This is a genomic window from Nocardia sp. NPDC003183 (genome assembly GCF_053590715.1).
Genome location: NZ_JBSFTG010000002.1, coordinates 785694 through 802787, shown reverse-complemented (window position 1 = coordinate 802787; position 17094 = coordinate 785694). Strand labels below are relative to the sequence as shown.

The 17094-nt window shown below is 67.5% G+C and carries 16 protein-coding genes and 2 tRNA genes; 6 read left to right on the top strand and 12 right to left on the bottom strand.

Annotated features, from left to right (window positions below; genetic code table 11):
• Positions 1-66 precede the first annotated feature (66 nt).
• From ACWDXS_RS11460 to ACWDXS_RS11450, 3 genes are read right to left on the bottom strand one after another with little or no spacing between them, the layout of a single operon-like run.
• Positions 67-318, bottom strand: coding sequence for a hypothetical protein (locus tag ACWDXS_RS11460; protein WP_266291645.1), 252 nt, complete (start codon positions 316-318; stop codon positions 67-69).
• 49 nt (positions 319-367) lie between these two features.
• Positions 368-1051 (bottom strand): uracil-DNA glycosylase, encoded by a 684-nt coding sequence (locus ACWDXS_RS11455; protein WP_358064032.1) that lies wholly within the window; start codon positions 1049-1051, stop codon positions 368-370.
• Positions 1052-1062: 11 nt separating this feature from the next.
• Positions 1063-2067: a thiamine-phosphate kinase gene (locus ACWDXS_RS11450; RefSeq protein WP_449964768.1), complete on the bottom strand. Its 1005-nt coding sequence runs from the start codon at positions 2065-2067 to the stop codon at positions 1063-1065.
• Between the two features lie 119 nt (positions 2068-2186).
• On the opposite strand from ACWDXS_RS11450, the gene ACWDXS_RS11445 reads away from it, so the two are divergent.
• Positions 2187-2948, top strand: a complete 762-nt coding sequence (locus ACWDXS_RS11445) for a DUF3515 domain-containing protein (RefSeq protein ID WP_378992125.1) — start codon at positions 2187-2189, stop codon at positions 2946-2948.
• Between the two features lie 66 nt (positions 2949-3014).
• Here ACWDXS_RS11445 and ACWDXS_RS11440 read toward each other — a convergent pair whose 3' ends face one another.
• Together ACWDXS_RS11440 and ACWDXS_RS11435 are read right to left on the bottom strand one after the other, a co-directional pair.
• Complete coding sequence (locus ACWDXS_RS11440; RefSeq protein WP_378992123.1) at positions 3015-4106, bottom strand: D-alanine--D-alanine ligase family protein; 1092 nt, start codon at positions 4104-4106, stop codon at positions 3015-3017.
• A 44-nt stretch (positions 4107-4150) separates the two neighbouring features.
• Positions 4151-5146, bottom strand: coding sequence for an NAD(P)H-dependent glycerol-3-phosphate dehydrogenase (locus ACWDXS_RS11435; protein WP_378992122.1), 996 nt, complete (start codon positions 5144-5146; stop codon positions 4151-4153).
• A gap of 31 nt (positions 5147-5177) precedes the next feature.
• Here ACWDXS_RS11435 and cofC point away from each other — a divergent pair, with 31 nt between their 5' ends.
• The 3 genes from cofC to ACWDXS_RS11420 all read left to right on the top strand — a co-directional run bounded on the left by cofC (position 5178) and on the right by ACWDXS_RS11420 (position 9034).
• Positions 5178-5849 carry a 2-phospho-L-lactate guanylyltransferase gene (gene cofC, locus ACWDXS_RS11430; protein ID WP_378992120.1) on the top strand — a complete coding sequence of 224 codons (672 nt, stop codon included), beginning with the start codon at positions 5178-5180 and terminating at the stop codon, positions 5847-5849.
• A 72-nt stretch (positions 5850-5921) separates the two neighbouring features.
• Positions 5922-8090 carry an RNA degradosome polyphosphate kinase gene (locus tag ACWDXS_RS11425; RefSeq protein ID WP_378992119.1) on the top strand — a complete coding sequence of 723 codons (2169 nt, stop codon included), beginning with the start codon at positions 5922-5924 and terminating at the stop codon, positions 8088-8090.
• 23 nt (positions 8091-8113) lie between these two features.
• Entirely contained in the window at positions 8114-9034 is a 921-nt protein-coding gene (locus ACWDXS_RS11420; protein WP_378992118.1) for an NUDIX hydrolase, read from the top strand.
• Between the two features lie 122 nt (positions 9035-9156).
• On the opposite strand, the gene ACWDXS_RS11415 is transcribed toward ACWDXS_RS11420, so the two are convergent.
• The 3 genes from ACWDXS_RS11415 to leuC all read right to left on the bottom strand — a co-directional run bounded on the left by ACWDXS_RS11415 (position 9157) and on the right by leuC (position 12032).
• Complete coding sequence (locus ACWDXS_RS11415; protein WP_358105333.1) at positions 9157-9807, bottom strand: HU family DNA-binding protein; 651 nt, start codon at positions 9805-9807, stop codon at positions 9157-9159.
• A gap of 156 nt (positions 9808-9963) precedes the next feature.
• Positions 9964-10572: a 3-isopropylmalate dehydratase small subunit gene (gene leuD / locus ACWDXS_RS11410; RefSeq protein WP_378626302.1), complete on the bottom strand. Its 609-nt coding sequence runs from the start codon at positions 10570-10572 to the stop codon at positions 9964-9966.
• A 35-nt stretch (positions 10573-10607) separates the two neighbouring features.
• The gene (leuC, locus tag ACWDXS_RS11405; protein ID WP_378992116.1) at positions 10608-12032 is read right to left on the bottom strand and encodes a 3-isopropylmalate dehydratase large subunit; all 1425 of its coding nucleotides are present in this window, start codon (positions 12030-12032) and stop codon (positions 10608-10610) included.
• A gap of 63 nt (positions 12033-12095) precedes the next feature.
• Between leuC and ACWDXS_RS11400 the strand changes: the two genes are divergently transcribed.
• Complete coding sequence (locus ACWDXS_RS11400) at positions 12096-12797, top strand: IclR family transcriptional regulator (protein WP_101466364.1); 702 nt, start codon at positions 12096-12098, stop codon at positions 12795-12797.
• A 51-nt stretch (positions 12798-12848) separates the two neighbouring features.
• On the opposite strand, the gene ACWDXS_RS11395 is transcribed toward ACWDXS_RS11400, so the two are convergent.
• The 4 genes from ACWDXS_RS11395 to ACWDXS_RS11380 form a co-directional block, all read right to left on the bottom strand.
• A tRNA-Glu gene (locus ACWDXS_RS11395) sits at positions 12849-12921 on the bottom strand.
• A 27-nt stretch (positions 12922-12948) separates the two neighbouring features.
• Positions 12949-13020: transfer RNA gene (locus tag ACWDXS_RS11390), tRNA-Gln, on the bottom strand.
• Positions 13021-13211: 191 nt separating this feature from the next.
• Positions 13212-14687 carry a glutamate--tRNA ligase gene (gltX, locus tag ACWDXS_RS11385; protein WP_379221351.1) on the bottom strand — a complete coding sequence of 492 codons (1476 nt, stop codon included), beginning with the start codon at positions 14685-14687 and terminating at the stop codon, positions 13212-13214.
• A gap of 20 nt (positions 14688-14707) precedes the next feature.
• On the bottom strand, positions 14708-15481 hold the full coding sequence (locus ACWDXS_RS11380) for a fumarylacetoacetate hydrolase family protein (protein ID WP_378626299.1): 774 nt from the start codon (positions 15479-15481) through the stop codon (positions 14708-14710).
• Positions 15482-15784: 303 nt separating this feature from the next.
• Here ACWDXS_RS11380 and ACWDXS_RS11375 point away from each other — a divergent pair, with 303 nt between their 5' ends.
• On the top strand, positions 15785-16960 hold the full coding sequence (locus ACWDXS_RS11375; protein ID WP_378992391.1) for an MFS transporter: 1176 nt from the start codon (positions 15785-15787) through the stop codon (positions 16958-16960).
• Positions 16961-17094 lie beyond the last annotated feature (134 nt).

Here is a 17094-nt window from a genome sequence, read left to right as displayed (position 1 = left end):
GAAGGCGCAGTATCGCCCTTCGGATGCGAGGCCCTCAGGGCCGAAAACCCCGCGGCGCCAGCCGCTCTAACAAGCAGCGCCGAGGGCGCTGAAGGTGTTCTGCAGCAGGCAGGTCACCTTCGCGTTCACGCCCGAGGAGATCGTCGAGGTGCCGGTGGAGGTCCATTCCTCGCCGACCTGGGTGGTGGCCACCGGTGCGGCCTGCTCGTTGTAGGGCTCGAGCTGCAGGCCTGCGGCGGTGGCCGAGCCCGCGCCCGCGGTGATGGCGGCGGCGACGGCGGCGGTCGCGAGGGCAGCGCGAACGGTGGAGATGTGCATCGGGTTGTGCTCCTTCATCATTCTCTTCTGGTGCGGGCGACGCCCCGGGTCAGGGCAGCCGCCAGTCGACGGGGTCGGCGCCGAGTTCGTCGAGCAGTTCGTTGACCCGGGAGAACGGTCGTGAACCGAAGAACCCGCGCGAGGCGGAAAGCGGTGAGGGGTGCGCCGATTCGACGTAGGGCACCTCGGCGTCGACCAGTGTGGGCTTCAGTGAGCGGGCGTCGTTGCCCCACAGCACCGCCACGAGCGGCTCGTCACGGGCGACCAGCGCCCGGATCGCCTGCTCGGTGACCGCTTCCCAGCCCTTGCCCCGGTGCGAGGCGGGCGCGCCGGGGGTGACGGTGAGTACCCGGTTCAGCAGCAGCACACCCTGATCCGACCAGGGGCTCAGGTCTCCGCAGGTCGGCGTATCGAAGCCGAGATCCTTGCTGTATTCGGCGAAGATGTTGGACAAGCTGCGTGGAACCGGCGAAACCTGCGGTGTGACAGAGAAACTCAGCCCCATCGCGTGGCCCGGTGTCGGGTACGGATCCTGGCCGACGATCAGCACGCGCACCGCGTCGAACGGGCGCTGGAACGCGCGCAGCACGTTCTCCCCTTCGGGAAGATAGCCGCGGCCCGCCGCGTTCTCTTCGCGAAGGAATTCGCCCATTTCGCTGATGCGGTCGGTGACCGGCTCCAGTGCCCGGGCCCAGCCCGGATCGATGATCTCCGACAGTGGTTTGGCACCCATGACCGCACAACCTATCGTTCGCCGTCGGTGGGCGTGGCGTCCGCCCCACGGAACGATTCCCAGCCGGTGCCGCCGGTGGGTGTCACGCCGTCGACGGTGACGCCACTGCCTGCGGTTACTACGCCGATCGGCCGCCAGCCCGCGGGGAGCGCCACCTCGGCCGGCCAGGTTCCGGCGAAAGCGTGGTCTTCGCCGCCGGCCAGAATCCATTGCGCGGCATCGGCATCGAGCAATGTCGCGAGGGCCGCCAGTTCGGGGTCGGTCAGTGCCGCGCTGTGCACGTCGATCGCGACGTTCGAGGCGGCGGCGAGATGACCGAGGTCGGCGAGCAGTCCGTCGGAGACATCGGTGAGGGCGGTCGGGGGGTGCGCGCCGAACGCGTCGATCACCGCCGCGTACGGCGGCTGCGGAACACGATGTGTCGCAAGGGCATAGGTGAACTCGGGATCGGCGAGGTCCGCGTCGCCGGTCAGGACGGCCAGCCCGGCGCCGGACCAGCCGAGTTCGCCTGCCACCGCGACGATGTCACCGGCCACCGCGCCCGAGCGGGTGATCGCGGGCTGTCCGCCGAGGTCACCGAACGCGGTCACCGAGACGATCAGCTGATCGCTGCGCACCAGGTCGCCGCCCGCGATGGAACCCCCGGCGCGGCCGGCCTCGATCCACATTCCGTCGGCGATCCCTTCGACCACGGACACGGGGGTGTCGGCCGGGCAGCCGAGCGCGACCACGAACGCGGTAGGCCGCGCACCCATCGCCACCACATCGGCGGCGTTCTGGGCGATGGCCTTGCGGCCGATGTCGACGGGCGAGGACCAGTCGAGGCGGAAGTGTCTGCCTTCGACGAGCATGTCGGTGCTCACCACGAACCGCCCATCGGGCGCCGCGACCAGCGCGGCGTCGTCACCGGGGCCGAGCAGCACGTGCGCGGCCTGCTCCCGACCGGCGTTGATCCGGTCGATCAAGGCGAATTCGCCCAGCTCACGCACCGTCTGCGGACGGCTGTCCTCGCTGATGACCGACCCCTTCCCGCTGTGCTGCTGACCGACGAAATCGCCCCGACGGTACCCTTTCGGAGGCGATCGGGCACCACCGACGGCGCAGGCGAACCAGCGAACGGAAGGACCACACAGCTATGGCGGACTCGACACCGGAGGATCGCGACGAGGCGACCACTCCCGACGACACCGCCGCTGCCGACGCGAAATCGTCCGGCGACGAGCCGACGTCCGACGACAATCCGCCGTCCGGCGAAGGCGCCCACCCGGAACCCGCCGCCGAGCCGAGCCTCGCCGCCGACACAGACAGGGACGCGGGCGATTCGGAGTCCGACGACGAGGACGAGGACTCCGACGACGCCGACCTCGAGTCACACCACTCTCCCGCGCTGATCGCCACCGCGGTCGCCCTGCCCGTCGTCTTGATCGTCGCCGTCCTGGTCGCCGCCTTCATCGCCTTGCGCGCCCCCGTCGAACGCGAGCCCCTCGCCCTCGGCCCGGTCCCGGCCCCCGCCGCCGACGGCCCCGCCTGTCAAACACTGCTCCCGGCCCTGCCCGCCGAGCTCGGCGACTACACCAAGTCGACCCTCGTCGAACCCGCCCCGCCGGCCACCCGCGCCTGGCAGCTCCCCGACGGCGGCGATCCGATCACGCTGCGCTGCGGCCTCGACCGCCCCCTCGAGTTCAACCGCGCGTCACCGTTGACGGTGATCGACGGCGTGAAGTGGTTCCAGGTCCGCGACGAGGTCGGCAAGACCGGCACCTGGTTCGCCGTCGACCGCGAGACCTACATCGCGCTGACCGTCCCCGATGGCTCCGGAACCAGCGCGGTGCAGACCGTGTCCGACATCATCAACGCGAATCTGCCTGCCCGCGAACCGACTCCGGGCGAACTCTGAGCTAACCGACTGGCGCCGTGGGGCTTTCGCGCACAACCCCGCCGAAAGCCCTGCGGCCGAACAGAACTACCGCAGCCCGGTTCCGCGCGCGAGCGCCGTCTCGATCAGCGTCGACACCAGCGTCGGGTAGTCGATTCCGGTCGCTTCCCACATCCGCGGGTACTGCGAGATCGGCGTGAAGCCGGGCATCGTGTTGATCTCGTTGATCACCGGACCGTTCTCGGTGACGAAGAAGTCGACCCGCGCCAGCCCCTGGCAGTCGAGCGCGCGGAACGCCCGCACCGACAGCTCCCGGATCTCGTCGGCGACATCGTCGTCGAGCTTGGCGGGCACATCGAATTCGCACACGTCGTCGAGGTATTTGGTGGCGAAGTCGTAGAACTCGGGCGCGGCCGCGTCGGCATCGGGCATGCGGATCTCGGAGACGACGCTGCCGCGCACCTCACCATCGGCGAATTCCAGTACGCCACACTCGACTTCGCGTCCGACGATGCCCGCTTCGATGATCACCTTGGGGTCGTGCGCACGGGCGGCGGAGATGGCCGCGGCGAGATCGGCCCAATCGGTGATCTTGGTGATGCCGATCGAGGAGCCACCGCGCGCGGGCTTCACGAAGGCAGGAAGGCCGATCCGGGTCCGGTCGGCCTCGGACAGGGTCTCGGTGCCCGGCCGCAGCACGACCTGCACGCCGACGGGCAGCGATTCGGCGGCCAGCAATTTCTTGGTGAACTCTTTGTCCATGCCCGCCGCGCTGGCCAGCACGCCCGCGCCGACGTAGGGAATCCCGGCCAGTTCGAGCATGCCCTGCAACGTGCCGTCCTCACCGAAGGGCCCGTGCAGGATCGGGAACACGACATCGACATTGCCGAGGACGTCGCTCGAATCGAGGGCGACCAGCGCACCGGAGCGGCCGGGGTCAGCGGCAAGGGTGAGGGCGGTTCCCGACGCGTCGACCTGCGGTTGCACGCCGTGGCTCAGCGCCAGCTCGCCGATCCCGTCGGCCAGTACCCAGCCGCCGGTCGGGGTGATGCCGATCGGCACCACCTCGTAGCGGGTGGGATCGAGGTTGCGCAGCACACTGCTCGCCGACACACACGAGACGGCGTGCTCGCTGCTGCGCCCGCCGAACACCACAGCCACCCTGATCCGTTCCGTCATGAACGTCACCGTAGTAGGTTCTCGCCGCCGTGGCGCTATCGCCCTTATTCGGGCTTGATCCGCCTGCCGAGCAGGCTGCCGACCGCCTCGCTCACCGATAGCCCCTCATGACACACCCTGTGCACCGCGTCGGTGAGCGGCATCTCCACCCCGTGCTCGGCGGCCAGGGCCCGCACCGATGTGCACGACTTCACACCTTCGGCCACCTGCCCATTGGTTGCTTCCTGCGCGGCGCTCATCGTGCCGCCCGCACCGAGCGCGTACCCGAAGGACCGGTTGCGCGACAGCGGCGAGGTACAGGTAGCCACCAGATCGCCGACACCCGCCAGCCCGGCCAGCGTCACCGGCTGCGCGCCCAGCGCCACCCCGAGCCGGATCACCTCGGCGAGCCCGCGCGTAATCAGGCTGGCCGCCGTGTTGTCGCCCAATCCCATTCCCGAAGCGATGCCGCAGGCGAGCGCGATGACGTTCTTACACGCGCCACCGATCTCGCAGCCGATCACATCGGTATTGGTGTACGGCCGGAAGTAACCGGTGGCACACGCGCGCTGCGCGACCCCGGCCCGCTCGGTGTCGGTGCAGGCGATCACCGTCGCCGCGGGCTGCCGTTCGACGATCTCGTGCGCCAGATTCGGGCCCGACAACACCGCGATGCGTCCCGGCTCGGCCCCGGTGACCTCCGCGATCACCTGACTCATCCGCAGCAGCGTGCCGGTCTCGATCCCCTTGGCCAGACTCAACAGCGTGGCGTCGGACCCGATATCGCCCTTCCACAGATCCAGATTGGCCCGCAACGATTGCGACGGCACCGCCAGCACCACCAGATCCGCCCCGTCCAGCGCGACCCGATGGTCATCGGTGCCCCGCACCGGTGGCAACTGCACGCCGGGCAGGTAGAACGGATTGCGGTGCTCGGTATCGAGCGCCTGCGCCACCTCGGGCCGCCTGGCCCAGATCGTCACGTCGGTCCCCGCCTCGGCCAACACCTTCGCGAACGCCGTACCCCACGACCCCGCACCCATAACCGCCGCCCTCGTCATCAGCCCAATATGCCATGCAAGGATCGGAACCATGCACACCGTGCACGCCGTGATGGCGGTCAAACACATCGGCCGGGCCAAGAGCAGGCTGGCGAACGTGCTGAGCACCGAGCAGCGGGCCCAGCTCGTGCTCGCCATGTTCACCGACACCGCCGTTGCCGCCACCGCGGTGCCCGAGCTGTCGTCGCTGACCGTGGTCACGCCCGATCCGCTGGTCGCCGCCCGCGCGCGCGAGCTCGGCGCGCACGTGCTCGATGAGCCACCGGCCGGTGCCGACCCGCTCAACACCGCGCTCGCCGCGGGCGCCGCCCACGTGCGCGATCGCCACGGACCCACCGCGCTGCTCGCGCTGCAGGCCGACCTGCCCGCTCTCCGCCCGTCCGAACTGGCCGACGTGCTCACCGTCGCCGTCAGCGCGCGATCGGTGGTGATCGATCACACCGGTACCGGCACCGCCGCATTGCTGATCCGCGACGCCACCGCACCGCTGTCGCCCCGCTTCGGCGCCGATTCCGCGCGCGCACACCGCGACGACGGCGCCGTGCCGCTGCTCGGGCACTGGCCGGGCCTGCGCTGCGATGTCGACACCCCCGAGGATCTCGATCTCGTCCGCACGCTCGGCGTCGGCGAATTCACCACCTCGACCCTGCGCGAATTCGGATTCTCATCGCACAGAAGTGATCCCGTTCGCACTGTGTGCTAGCTGATCGCCACAATCGGACCAGTCGGAACGAATCGTGCAATGTCGTGATGCGCGGCGCCCGTTCCTCGAGGGATGATTGATCTCGTGAGCGATACGGAAACCATCAAGCAGCTGCCCCCGATTTCCCCGCCACCTGCGGCCGCCCTCGCCTCGGGCGGTGACGCGAGCGCCCAGCGGTTGCCCAGAGATCGCTACCTCAACCGCGAGTTGAGCTGGCTCGACTTCAACGCCCGTGTCCTGGCCCTGGCCGAGGACGCCTCGTTGCCGTTGCTGGAGCGAGCCAAATTCCTCGCGATCTTCGCGTCGAACCTCGACGAGTTCTACATGGTGCGCGTGGCCGGCTTGAAACGCCGTGCCGAGACCGGCCTGTCGGTGCGCTCGGCCGATGGTCGCTCACCGTCGGAACAGCTGGAGATGATCACCGCCCGTGCCCAGGAGCTCGCCGAGCGGCACGCGAAGGTCTTCATCGACGCGGTGAACCCGGCGCTGGCCGTCGAGGGCATCGACATCATCGGCTGGAGCGACCTCGACGACGATGAGCGCCAACGCCTGTCGAACTACTTCACCGACCAGGTGTTCCCGGTCCTCACACCGCTCGCCGTCGACCCGGCGCACCCGTTCCCCTACATCTCGGGCCTGAGCCTGAATCTGGCCGTGACCGTGCGTGATACCGGCACCGGCGGTGAGCACTTCGCCCGCGTGAAGGTGCCCGACAACGTCGACCGTTTCGTGCGCGTACGCCGCACCGGCGCGCCGTCGGCGATCGCGGCGTTCCTGCCGATGGAAGACCTCATCGCCGCCCACCTCGACCTGCTGTTCCCCGGTCTGACCGTGGTGGAGACGCATTCGTTCCGGATCACCCGCAACGCCGATTTCGAGGTCGACGAGGACCGCGACGAAGACCTGCTGCAGGCGATGGAGCGCGAACTCGCCCGCCGCCGCTTCGGCAAGCCGGTGCGCCTCGAGGTCTCCGACGACATGACCGAGCACATGCTGGAACTGCTGTTACGCGAGCTCGAGGTCGACCCCGCCGATGTGATCCAGGTGCCCGGCCTGCTCGACCTGTCCTGCCTGTGGCAGGTCTACGGTGTCGACCGCCCCGAGCTGAAAGACGCGCCGTATGTTCCGGCCACTCCGGCGGCCTTCGGCGAGCGCGAGACTCCACGCAACGTCTTCGCCGCGCTACGCGAGGGCGACGTGCTGGTGCACCACCCCTACGACTCCTTCTCCACCAGCGTGCAGCGGTTCATCGAACAGGCCGCGGCCGACCCGCAGGTACTGGCGATCAAGCAGACGCTCTACCGCACCTCCGGTGACTCCCCCATCATCAATTCGCTGATCGAGGCCGCCGAGGCGGGCAAGCAGGTCGTCGCGCTGGTCGAGATCAAGGCCCGCTTCGACGAGCAGGCCAACATCAAATGGGCACGCGAGCTGGAACAGGCGGGCGTGCACGTGGTCTACGGCCTGGTCGGTCTGAAGACCCACTGCAAGACCTGCCTGGTGGTGCGCCGCGAGGGTTCCACGATCCGGCGCTACTGCCACATCGGCACCGGTAACTACAACCCGAAGACCGCGCGCCTGTACGAGGACGTGGGGTTGTTCACCGCCGCACCGGAGATCGGCGCCGATCTCACCGACCTGTTCAATTCGCTGACCGGCTACTCCCGCAAGGAGGACTACCGCAATCTGATGGTCGCGCCGCTGGGCGTGCGCGCGGGCATCATCGAGCGGATCGATCGCGAGATCGAACTGGCCGGACAGGGCGCGGCCGCCCGGATCCGGATCAAGGCCAACGCGATCGTCGACGAGCAGATCATCGACGCGCTCTACCGGGCCTCCCAGGCGGGCGTGCCGGTGCAGATCGTGGTGCGCGGCATCTGCGGCCTGCGCGCGGGTGTGCCCGGTCTGAGCGAGAACATCGAGGTGCGGTCGATCCTCGGCCGGTTCCTGGAGCATTCCCGGGTCATGGAATTCGGCGCGCAGGAGCAGACCTGGATCGGCAGCGCCGACATGATGCACCGCAATCTCGACCGCCGCGTCGAAGTGATGGTGCAGGTGAAGGATCCCAAACTCGTCGATCAGCTCGCGCAGGTGTTCGATTCCGCGCTCGATCCGGCGACCCGCTGCTGGATCCTGCTGCCGGATGGCACCTGGCAGGCCAGTCCCACCGATGTCGAGGCCGACCAGGTGCGTGATCACCAGGCCTTCCTCATGCGCCGGCGTCGCCCCGATCAGCCGTGAGCGCACAGAGTCAGGACGGGTCGTTGCGCGACCCGCGCGTACGGCCCAACATCCATGCCGCCGGGGCGGTTCTGTGGCGGGCGGGGACGCTCGGCCCGGAGATCGGCGTGATCCACCGGCCGAAATACGGCGACTGGTCACTGCCGAAGGGCAAGCTCGATCCCGGCGAGACCCCGGTGGTCGCGGCCGTGCGCGAGGTGGGCGAGGAAACCGGCCTCGCTGCCACGCTGGGGCGCTATCTCGGCCACGTCACCTATCCGATCCCGGGCCACCGTCAGCTCAAGCGGGTCGACTACTGGGCCGCCGAGGCGGCCGACGGCGACTTCGCCGTCAACGACGAAGTCGACCAGCTGCGGTGGTTCCCGCTGGCCCGGGTGATGGACCAATTGTCGTATCCGATGGATCGCCAGATCGTGCGGATCTTCGCGCGGCTGCCCGCCCGCACCAACACGGTGCTGCTGGTGCGCCACGCCAAGGCGGGCAAGCGCAACCGCTTCGACGGACCCGACGAGTTACGGCCGCTCGAGGCCGCCGGGGAACAGCAGGCGAAGGCATTGACGCCGAATCTGCTGGCGTTCGGCGCATCCGAGATCTATTCCGCCGATCCCCTGCGCTGCATCCAAACCGTGACCCCGTTGGCGGAACAGCTCAACACCGAAATCAATTGCGAGCCAATGTTTTCCGAGCAAGGTTACGATTCAGCGAAAAGCACGGCACGGCAACGATTTCTGTCGTTGGTAACAGATCGGGGGGTGCCGGTCGTGTGTAGTCAGGGCGGGGTGATTCCCGATCTCACCCAGTGGCTGGCCGAGCAGGGCGGGCTCACGCTGCCCTCGGCGCGCAATCGCAAGGGCAGCGTCTGGGCATTGTCGTTCGTCGCGGACCGATTGGTCGCGGCGGACCATATGGACCGTTCGTTGTCGACGGCAATCGTCACCACCTGAGTCACCCGGACCGGCTCGGAAACAGCCGAAACGGCCCCGGGATTCCCGGGGCCGTTCTCGGTCCAGTGGTGGGTGATGCGGCCTACGTGCACATTCCCCGACCTGATCCCGCTGCGGCAGGATCAACGAGCACGACGGGCGGCAGTCTTCTTAGCAGCAGTCTTCTTGGCGGCAGGAGCCTTCTTCGCAGCGGTGGTCTTCTTGGCGGCCGTGGTCTTGGCCGCCGTCACCTTCTTGGCAGGAGCCTTCTTGGCCGCCGTCACCTTCTTGGCGGGCGCCTTCTTGGCCGCCGTCACTTTCTTTGCCGCCGTGGTCTTCTTGGCGGCAGGTGCCTTGGTGGCGGCCTTACGGGCCGTGGTCTTGGCCGGACCCTTGGACGGCGTGGCCTTCTTGGCCGCGGTCTTCTTCGCCGCGGTCTTCTTGGCTGCCGCCTTCTTCGCCGCCACCGGGGCATTCACGCCTCGCTTGACGGCAGGCCCGGACGAGGCCAGCTTCTGCTTACCCGCGATGACTGCCTTGAACTGCGCGCCCGGCCGGAAGGCAGGCACCGAAGTAGCCTTCACCTTCACGGTTTCACCGGTACGCGGGTTACGGGCAACCCGGGGAGCACGCTTGCGCTGTTCGAACACACCGAATCCGGTGATGGTGACGCTCTGACCCTTGTGCACGGCACGGACGATGGTGTCGACAACATTCTCGACAGCCGCGGTAGCCGTCCGCCTGTCCGTACCCAACTTTTCGGTCAGAACGTCGATCAGTTCCGCCTTGTTCATTGAATCCTCCGCAGACTAATGGCCCGTCGTCGGACCGACTAGGTACCACGGTAAACCCAGTTTGAGCAAGAGTCTATGTGCCACGCCAAAATTCATGTGGTTTAGCACACGTCCAGCTACCGCCGCCCAGGATGCGCCCCTAAGCGCCCCAGCTGATTACGCCCGTGAAATAGGCTCCGGCAGCGTCACGGGTTTCCATGACGGCCTTCCCTTTTCGAACTCGCTGATCTCGTCGGCGCGGCGCAGCGTGAGGCCGACATCGTCCAAACCCTCCAGCAGACGCCACCGGGTGTAGTCGTCAATATCGAACGGCAACACGACGGTTCCCGCTGTGACGGTGCGCGCGGACAGGTCGACAACCAATTCGATGCCGGGCTGTTCCTCGATCAGCTTCCAGAGCATTTCGACATCGTTCTGTGACATCTGCGCGGCCAACAGCCCGCCCTTGCCCGCATTTCCACGGAAGATGTCCGCGAAACGCGACGAGATGACCACCCGAAAGCCGTAGTCCGACAGCGCCCACACAGCGTGCTCACGCGAAGAACCGGTACCGAAATCCGGGCCCGCCACCAGCACGCTGCCCCGGGTGTACGGCTCGGTGTTGAGAATGAACTCCGGATCGGCACGCCAACCGGCGAACAAGCCGTCCTCGAAACCCGTTCGGGTCACGCGCTTCAGGTAAACGGCGGGGATGATCTGATCGGTGTCGACATTGGACCGGCGCAGCGGTACGCCGATGCCTTTGTGAACGGTGAAGGCTTCCATAACGATTCCCTTTCGATCTGTAGGTGATCGGTGACTCAGGCCAGATCGGCAGGCGAGGACAGGGTTCCACGGACCGCCGTGGCGGCCGCGACCAGCGGCGAGACCAGGTGCGTGCGACCGCCCTTGCCCTGCCTGCCCTCGAAATTGCGGTTCGAGGTCGACGCGCAGCGCTGGCCGGGTTCGAGCTGATCGGGATTCATACCCAGGCACATCGAGCAGCCCGCCTGACGCCATTCCGCGCCCGCGGCGGTGAAAATCTCGCCGAGTCCTTCTTTTTCCGCCTGCGCGCGCACCCGCATCGAGCCAGGCACAACCAGCATTCGTACGCCCTCGGCGACCTGGCGTCCCTTCAAAACATCGGCCACCGCGCGCAAATCTTCGATCCGGCCGTTGGTGCAGGAGCCGACGAATACGGTGTCGACGCTCACCTCACGCAGCGGCATTCCCGGCGTCAGGTCCATGTAGCGCAAGGCCTTCTCGGCGGATTCGCGCTCGTTCTCGTCGGCGATCTGGGCCGGGTCGGGCACATTCGCGCCCAGCGGCAGGCCCTGGCCGGGATTGGTGCCCCAGGTGACGAACGGGGTGAGCGTGTTCGCGTCGATGTGGACCTCGGCGTCGTACTGCGCGCCTTCGTCGGTGACCAGCGCGTCCCAGGAGGCCACTGCGGCATCCCAGTCGGCTCCCTGCGGTGCGTGCGGGCGGCCCTTCAGGAATTCGTAGGTCACCTCGTCGGGGCCGATCATGCCGGCGCGTGCGCCCGCTTCGATGGACATGTTGCAGATCGTCATCCGCGCTTCCATCGACAGCTTGCGGATCGCCTCGCCGCGGTATTCCAGCACATAACCCTGGCCGCCGCCCGTGCCGATCTCGGCGATCACGGCCAGGATCAGGTCCTTGCTCGTGACGCCCGGCGCCAATTCACCGTCGACGGTGATCGCCATCGTCTTGAACGGGCGCAGCGACAGCGTCTGGGTGGCGAGCACGTGCTCGACCTCACTGGTGCCGATGCCCATCGCCAGCGCGCCGAAAGCGCCGTGGGTGGAGGTGTGGCTGTCACCGCAGACGACGGTCATGCCGGGCTGGGTGAGACCCAGCTGCGGACCGACCACGTGCACGATGCCCTGCTCCGCGTCGCCCATCGAGTGCAGGCGCACGCCGAATTCGGCGCAGTTGCGGCGCAGCGTCTCCACCTGGGTGCGCGAGATCGGGTCGGCGATCGGCTTGTCGATATCGGTGGTGGGGACGTTGTGGTCCTCGGTGGCGATGGTGAGATCGGTCCTGCGCACCGGACGGCCCGCCGCGCGTAGCCCGTCGAAGGCCTGCGGACTGGTCACCTCGTGCACGAGGTGCAGATCGATGTAGATCAGGTCGGGTTCACGGGAGGAACCATCGCCTTCACCAGTGACGACGACGTGCTGTTCCCACACCTTCTCGGCCAGTGTGCGAGCGCGCTCGGCCATAGCTTGATCACCTTTCGACGGGCATACTTGGTATCTCAGCATTTGAGACGTTAGTATCGTTCTATGAGACAGCATAGCGGTATCGGTGTTCTCGACAAAGCCGTGGCGGTGCTCTATGCCGTCGCCGACGAGCCCTGCGGTCTCAACGACCTGTGCACCCGCACCGGCCTGCCACGCGCCACCGCGCATCGGCTGGCGGTCGGGCTGGAGACGCACCGGCTGCTGGCCCGTGACGGCAACGGACTGTGGCGGCCGGGGCCCGCGCTCACCGAGTTGTCGGCGGGGGCGGCCGATCCACTGGTGGAGGCCGCCGGTGCCATTCTGCCCCGTCTGCGCGAGATCACCGGCGAGAGCGTCCAGCTCTACTGCCGCGACGGTCACGCCCGCGTCTGCGTCGCCGCGCTGGAGCCGCCCGTCGGCCTGCGCGACACGGTGCCGGTCGGTTCGCGACTACCGCTCACCGCGGGTTCGGCGGCGAAGGTGTTGCTGGCATGGGCCGATCCCGAGTTGCAGCGCACGGTCCTGGCCGACGCGGTGTTCGGCGACCGGGCATTGGCCGAGGTGCGCAAGCGCGGCTGGGCGCAGAGTGCCGCCGAGCGCGCGCAGGGGGTGGCGAGCGTGTCGGCGCCGGTGCGCGATGCGGGCGGGGTGATCGTGGCCGCCGTGTCGGTCTCGGGGCCGATCGATCGAATGGGCCGTAGGCCGGGCGCGCGCTGGGCCGCCGATCTGGTCGCGGCCGCCGAGGCGTTGCACAAGCGATTGTAGAAACGAAGAAGGCCCCCGGTCGGATTCGACCGGGGGCCTTACTTTGCTTTGTAGCCCCGACGGGATTCGAACCCGCGCTACCGCCTTGAGAGGGCGGCGTCCTAGGCCGCTAGACGACGGGGCCAGGACGATCTCACAGAGTGAAACCTTGCTGGGGTACCAGGACTCGAACCTAGAATGGCTGTACCAGAAACAGCTGTGTTGCCAATTACACCATACCCCAAAGACCGAAACGCCCGGCCTTGCAATCCCCACCGAGTGGTTGTCGGTGTTGCGAGGCCGTGTTCCGCGGCGATGAGAAGATTACCAAACACTAGGGGGTAAACTACAAATCGCCTGGTCAGAAGCCGCTTTTCGGCCGTTTTCGACCCTGCTGGAGCGGATGCGGCGCAGGGCCGCACCCGCTTCCCACAGCTACTGCGCGGCAGGAGCCCAACCACGGGCGGCACGCAGTCGATCGAGTGAGGCCTCGCGACCCAGCAATTCCATCGACTCGTACAGCGGCGGGCTGATGTGCGAACCCGTCACCGCGACCCGCACCGGCGCGAACGCCTTACGCGGCTTGAGCCCCAGATCGTCGATCAGCGCCTTTTTCAGCGCCTCCTCCAGTGCCGGGGTGGTCCACTCGCCCAGCGGCTCCACAGCGGCGATCGCGGCGTCGAGCACGGGGTCGGCCTCGGCGCCGAGATTCTTGGTGCCCGCCGCCTGGTCGATCGCGAACTCCGCGGGAGCGACGAAGAGGAACTTCAGCAGGTCCCACGCGTCACCGAGCACCACGATGCGGGTCTGCACGAGTTCGGCGGCGACCAGGAATGTCTTCTCGTCGACTTCGGCCCCGATGTGGCCCTTCGCGGTGAGGAACTCACGCAGACGGTGACCGAAATCGCCGGGCTCGAGAAGGCGAATCTGCTCGGCGTTGATCGCGTCGGCCTTCTTCTGATCGAAGCGGGCCGGATTCGAATTCACCGAGGAGATATCGAAAGCCGCGACCATTTCCAGCATGGAGAACACATCGCGGTCCTCGCCGATGCTCCAGCCGAGCAGGGCGAGGTAATTCAGCAAACCCTCGGGGATGAATCCGCGGTCCCGATGCAGAAACAGATTCGATTCCGGGTCGCGCTTGGACAGTTTCTTGTTGCCCTGACCCATCACGAACGGCAGATGCCCGAACTCGGGCGTGAACTCGGCAACCCCGATACGCTGCAGCGCGGCATACAGCGCGAGCTGACGTGGTGTCGAGGAGAGCAGATCCTCACCCCGCAACACATGGGTGATCCGCATCATCGCGTCGTCGACCGGATTCACCAACGTGTAGAGCGGGTCACCATTGCCCCGGGTGAGGGCGAAATCGGGGACGGTGCCGGCCTTGAAGGTAGTTTCGCCGCGAACCAGATCATTCCATCCGAGATCTTCGTCGGGCATCCGCAAGCGGACCACGGCGGGGCGACCCTCGGCTTTGTACGCCGCGATCTGCTCGGCGCTGAGATCGCGATCGAAATTGTCGTAACCGAGTTTCGGGTCGCGGCCGACGGCGCGATGACGGGCCTCGACTTCCTCCGGCGTCGAGAATGCCTCATAGGCCTCTCCGGCCTCGAGCAGCCGGCGCACCACATCCAGATGCTGATCGCGGCGCAGCGACTGCCGGTAGGGCTCGTAGGGTCCGCCGACCTCGGGGCCCTCGTCCCAGATGAGCCCCAGCCAGCGCAGCGCGTCGAGCAGCGCGCGGTAGGAATCCTCGGAATCGCGGGCGGCGTCGGTGTCCTCGATGCGGAACACGAATTTGCCGCCGTGGTGGCGCGCGAACGCCCAGTTGAACAGCGCCGTGCGCACCAGGCCGACGTGCGGCGTGCCGGTCGGCGACGGGCAGAAACGGACCCGTACTTCAGTCATGACTCTCTTCTCCGCTGGTCTCAGCGCTTGGTGGCAACAGGATTGGTGAGGGTGCCGATGCCCTCGACGGTGACCGACACGTTCTGCCCGGCCTGCAGCGGTCCGACGCCTTCCGGTGTGCCGGTGAGGATCACGTCACCGGGCAGCAGGGTCATCACCGAGCTGATCCATTCGATGATCTTCGGAATATCGTGCAGGAACAGCGACGTGCGGCTGCGCTGACGGACCTCGCCGTCGACCTCGGTGACGATCTCCAGATCGCTTGGATCCAGCGCGGTTTCGATCCACGGGCCGAGCGGGCAGAACGTGTCGTAACCCTTCGCCCTGGTCCACTGGCCGTCGTGGCGCTGCTGGTCACGAGCGGTGACGTCGTTGGCGATGGTGTAGCCGAGGATCACCTCGGACGCCTTGGCCGCGGCCACGTCCTTGCACGGACGGCCGATCACCACGGCCAGCTCGCCCTCGTAGTCGACCTGAGAAGAGCTGGGCGGCAGGATGATCGATGCGTTCGGGCCGATGATCGAGGTGTTCGGCTTGATGAAGATCACCGGGTCCACCGGCGCCGCACCGCCCATTTCGGCCGCGTGGGCGGCGTAGTTCTTCCCGATGCAGATCACTTTGCTCGCCAGGATCGGTGCCAGCAGGCGGATATCGGCCAGCGGCCAGCTCCGTCCGGTGAACGTCGGCGAGCCGAACGGATGTTCGGCGATCTCCTTGGCGACGGCATCGCTTCCGTCGCCCTCGATGCTGACGAAAGCGACTCCATCGGGACTGGCAACTCGACCTAAGCGCATGCCCCGGAGTCTATCGAGACGGGGCTACCTGCCCGAACGCACCCGTGATGCGACACCGATCGCTCGATAGCCGCCCGGTGGAAGTGCGGGAAAGATCACACCGGTGTGATTCGAAGCCACTGCCCGCCTGCGGGATTCGCGCGTGCGCCGATGTGACCCGTCAGACACCTCGCCGGTGCGGAAATTCCACGGGTCACCGGTGTAGCGTGATCATCGAAGTTCAAAAAATGAGACATCAATCTCAGATAATGAGATGCAATCGTGCAATCCGGCGAGGTGAGAATCGTGACAGACACGCGGCCGATGGCCCCAGTGACGCGGATCGGTGACGGCAGACGCTGGATGATGCTCGCCCTCGGTGTCTTCGCGCAGACCTCGAGTTCGATCTTCATCCACGGCACCCCGTTCCTGCTGCCCGCGCTCACCGCTCGTGGCGATTCACTCGCGTCCGCCGGAGCCCTGGTGGCATTGCCGACCGTAGGTCTGGTCTGCACCCTGATCGCCTGGGGGTACGTGGTCGACCGGATCGGCGAACGCATCGTGCTGGTGGCGGGGACCCTGCTGATGTTCGTGGCAGGCGTCGCCGCGGCCGTGGTGGACAACCCGGTCGCGTTCGGTGCGCTGCTGTTCGTGGGCGGCATCGGCGCCGCCAGCTCCAACGGCGCCAGTGGCCGGGTGATCGTCGGCTGGTTCCCGCCGGACCGGCGTGGCCTGGCCATGGGTATTCGCCAGACCGCGCAGCCACTGGGCGTCGGCATCGGCGCGCTCACCATCCCGTGGGTGGCCGCGCACCACGGCATCCCCGCAGCGCTGCTGGTACCGGCCCTGATGGCCGGGGTCGCCGCGATCGGCTGCCTGGTCGGCATCATCGACCCACCGCGACCGGCCGCGAAGGCCGCCGACCGCGCCAATCCCTATCGCGGCGACTCCACCCTGTGGCGCATCCACGGCGTCTCGATCCTGCTGGTCGTCCCCCAGGCCACACTGTGGACCTTCGGCCTGCTGTGGCTCCACGTCGACCTGGGTTGGTCACTGGCCGCGGCGGGCGCCTTGATGACCGCCACCCAATTCCTGGGCGCCGCAGGCAGAATCGGCGCGGGAGCCTGGTCGGACCGAGTCGGCTCCCGCCTGGGCCCCCTGCGTCAGGTGGCCATCGCCGCCGCCCTCGCCATGGCCGCCCTGACCGTCACCGCCTGGACCGACTGGTGGTGGGCCGCTGTCCCGTTGATGGTCGCGGCTTCGGTGATCTCGGTGTCCGACAACGGTTTGGCGTTCACGGCCGTGGCCGAGATCGCCGGCCCCTTCTGGAGCGGTCGCGGCCTCGGCATCCAGAACACCGGCCAGAACCTCGCGATAGCCGCCGTCCCACCACTTTTCGGTGCCGTGATCACGGCGACCGGCTTCCCCGTGGTCTACGCCTTGGCGGCGGTCGCCGCAGTGGCGGCGGTGCCCTTGGTACCCAGAGAATCCCGAAAGTAACGGCACGGCAGTCTGGTTCATCGAGACATAGCGCCCCTACCCTGCTCGCACCCCTGCCCTCGAATTGCGTTCCGGGACAGTCGAGTAGCCGTATCACCCACTTACCGGACACAATTCGATCCGCGCCACCAACG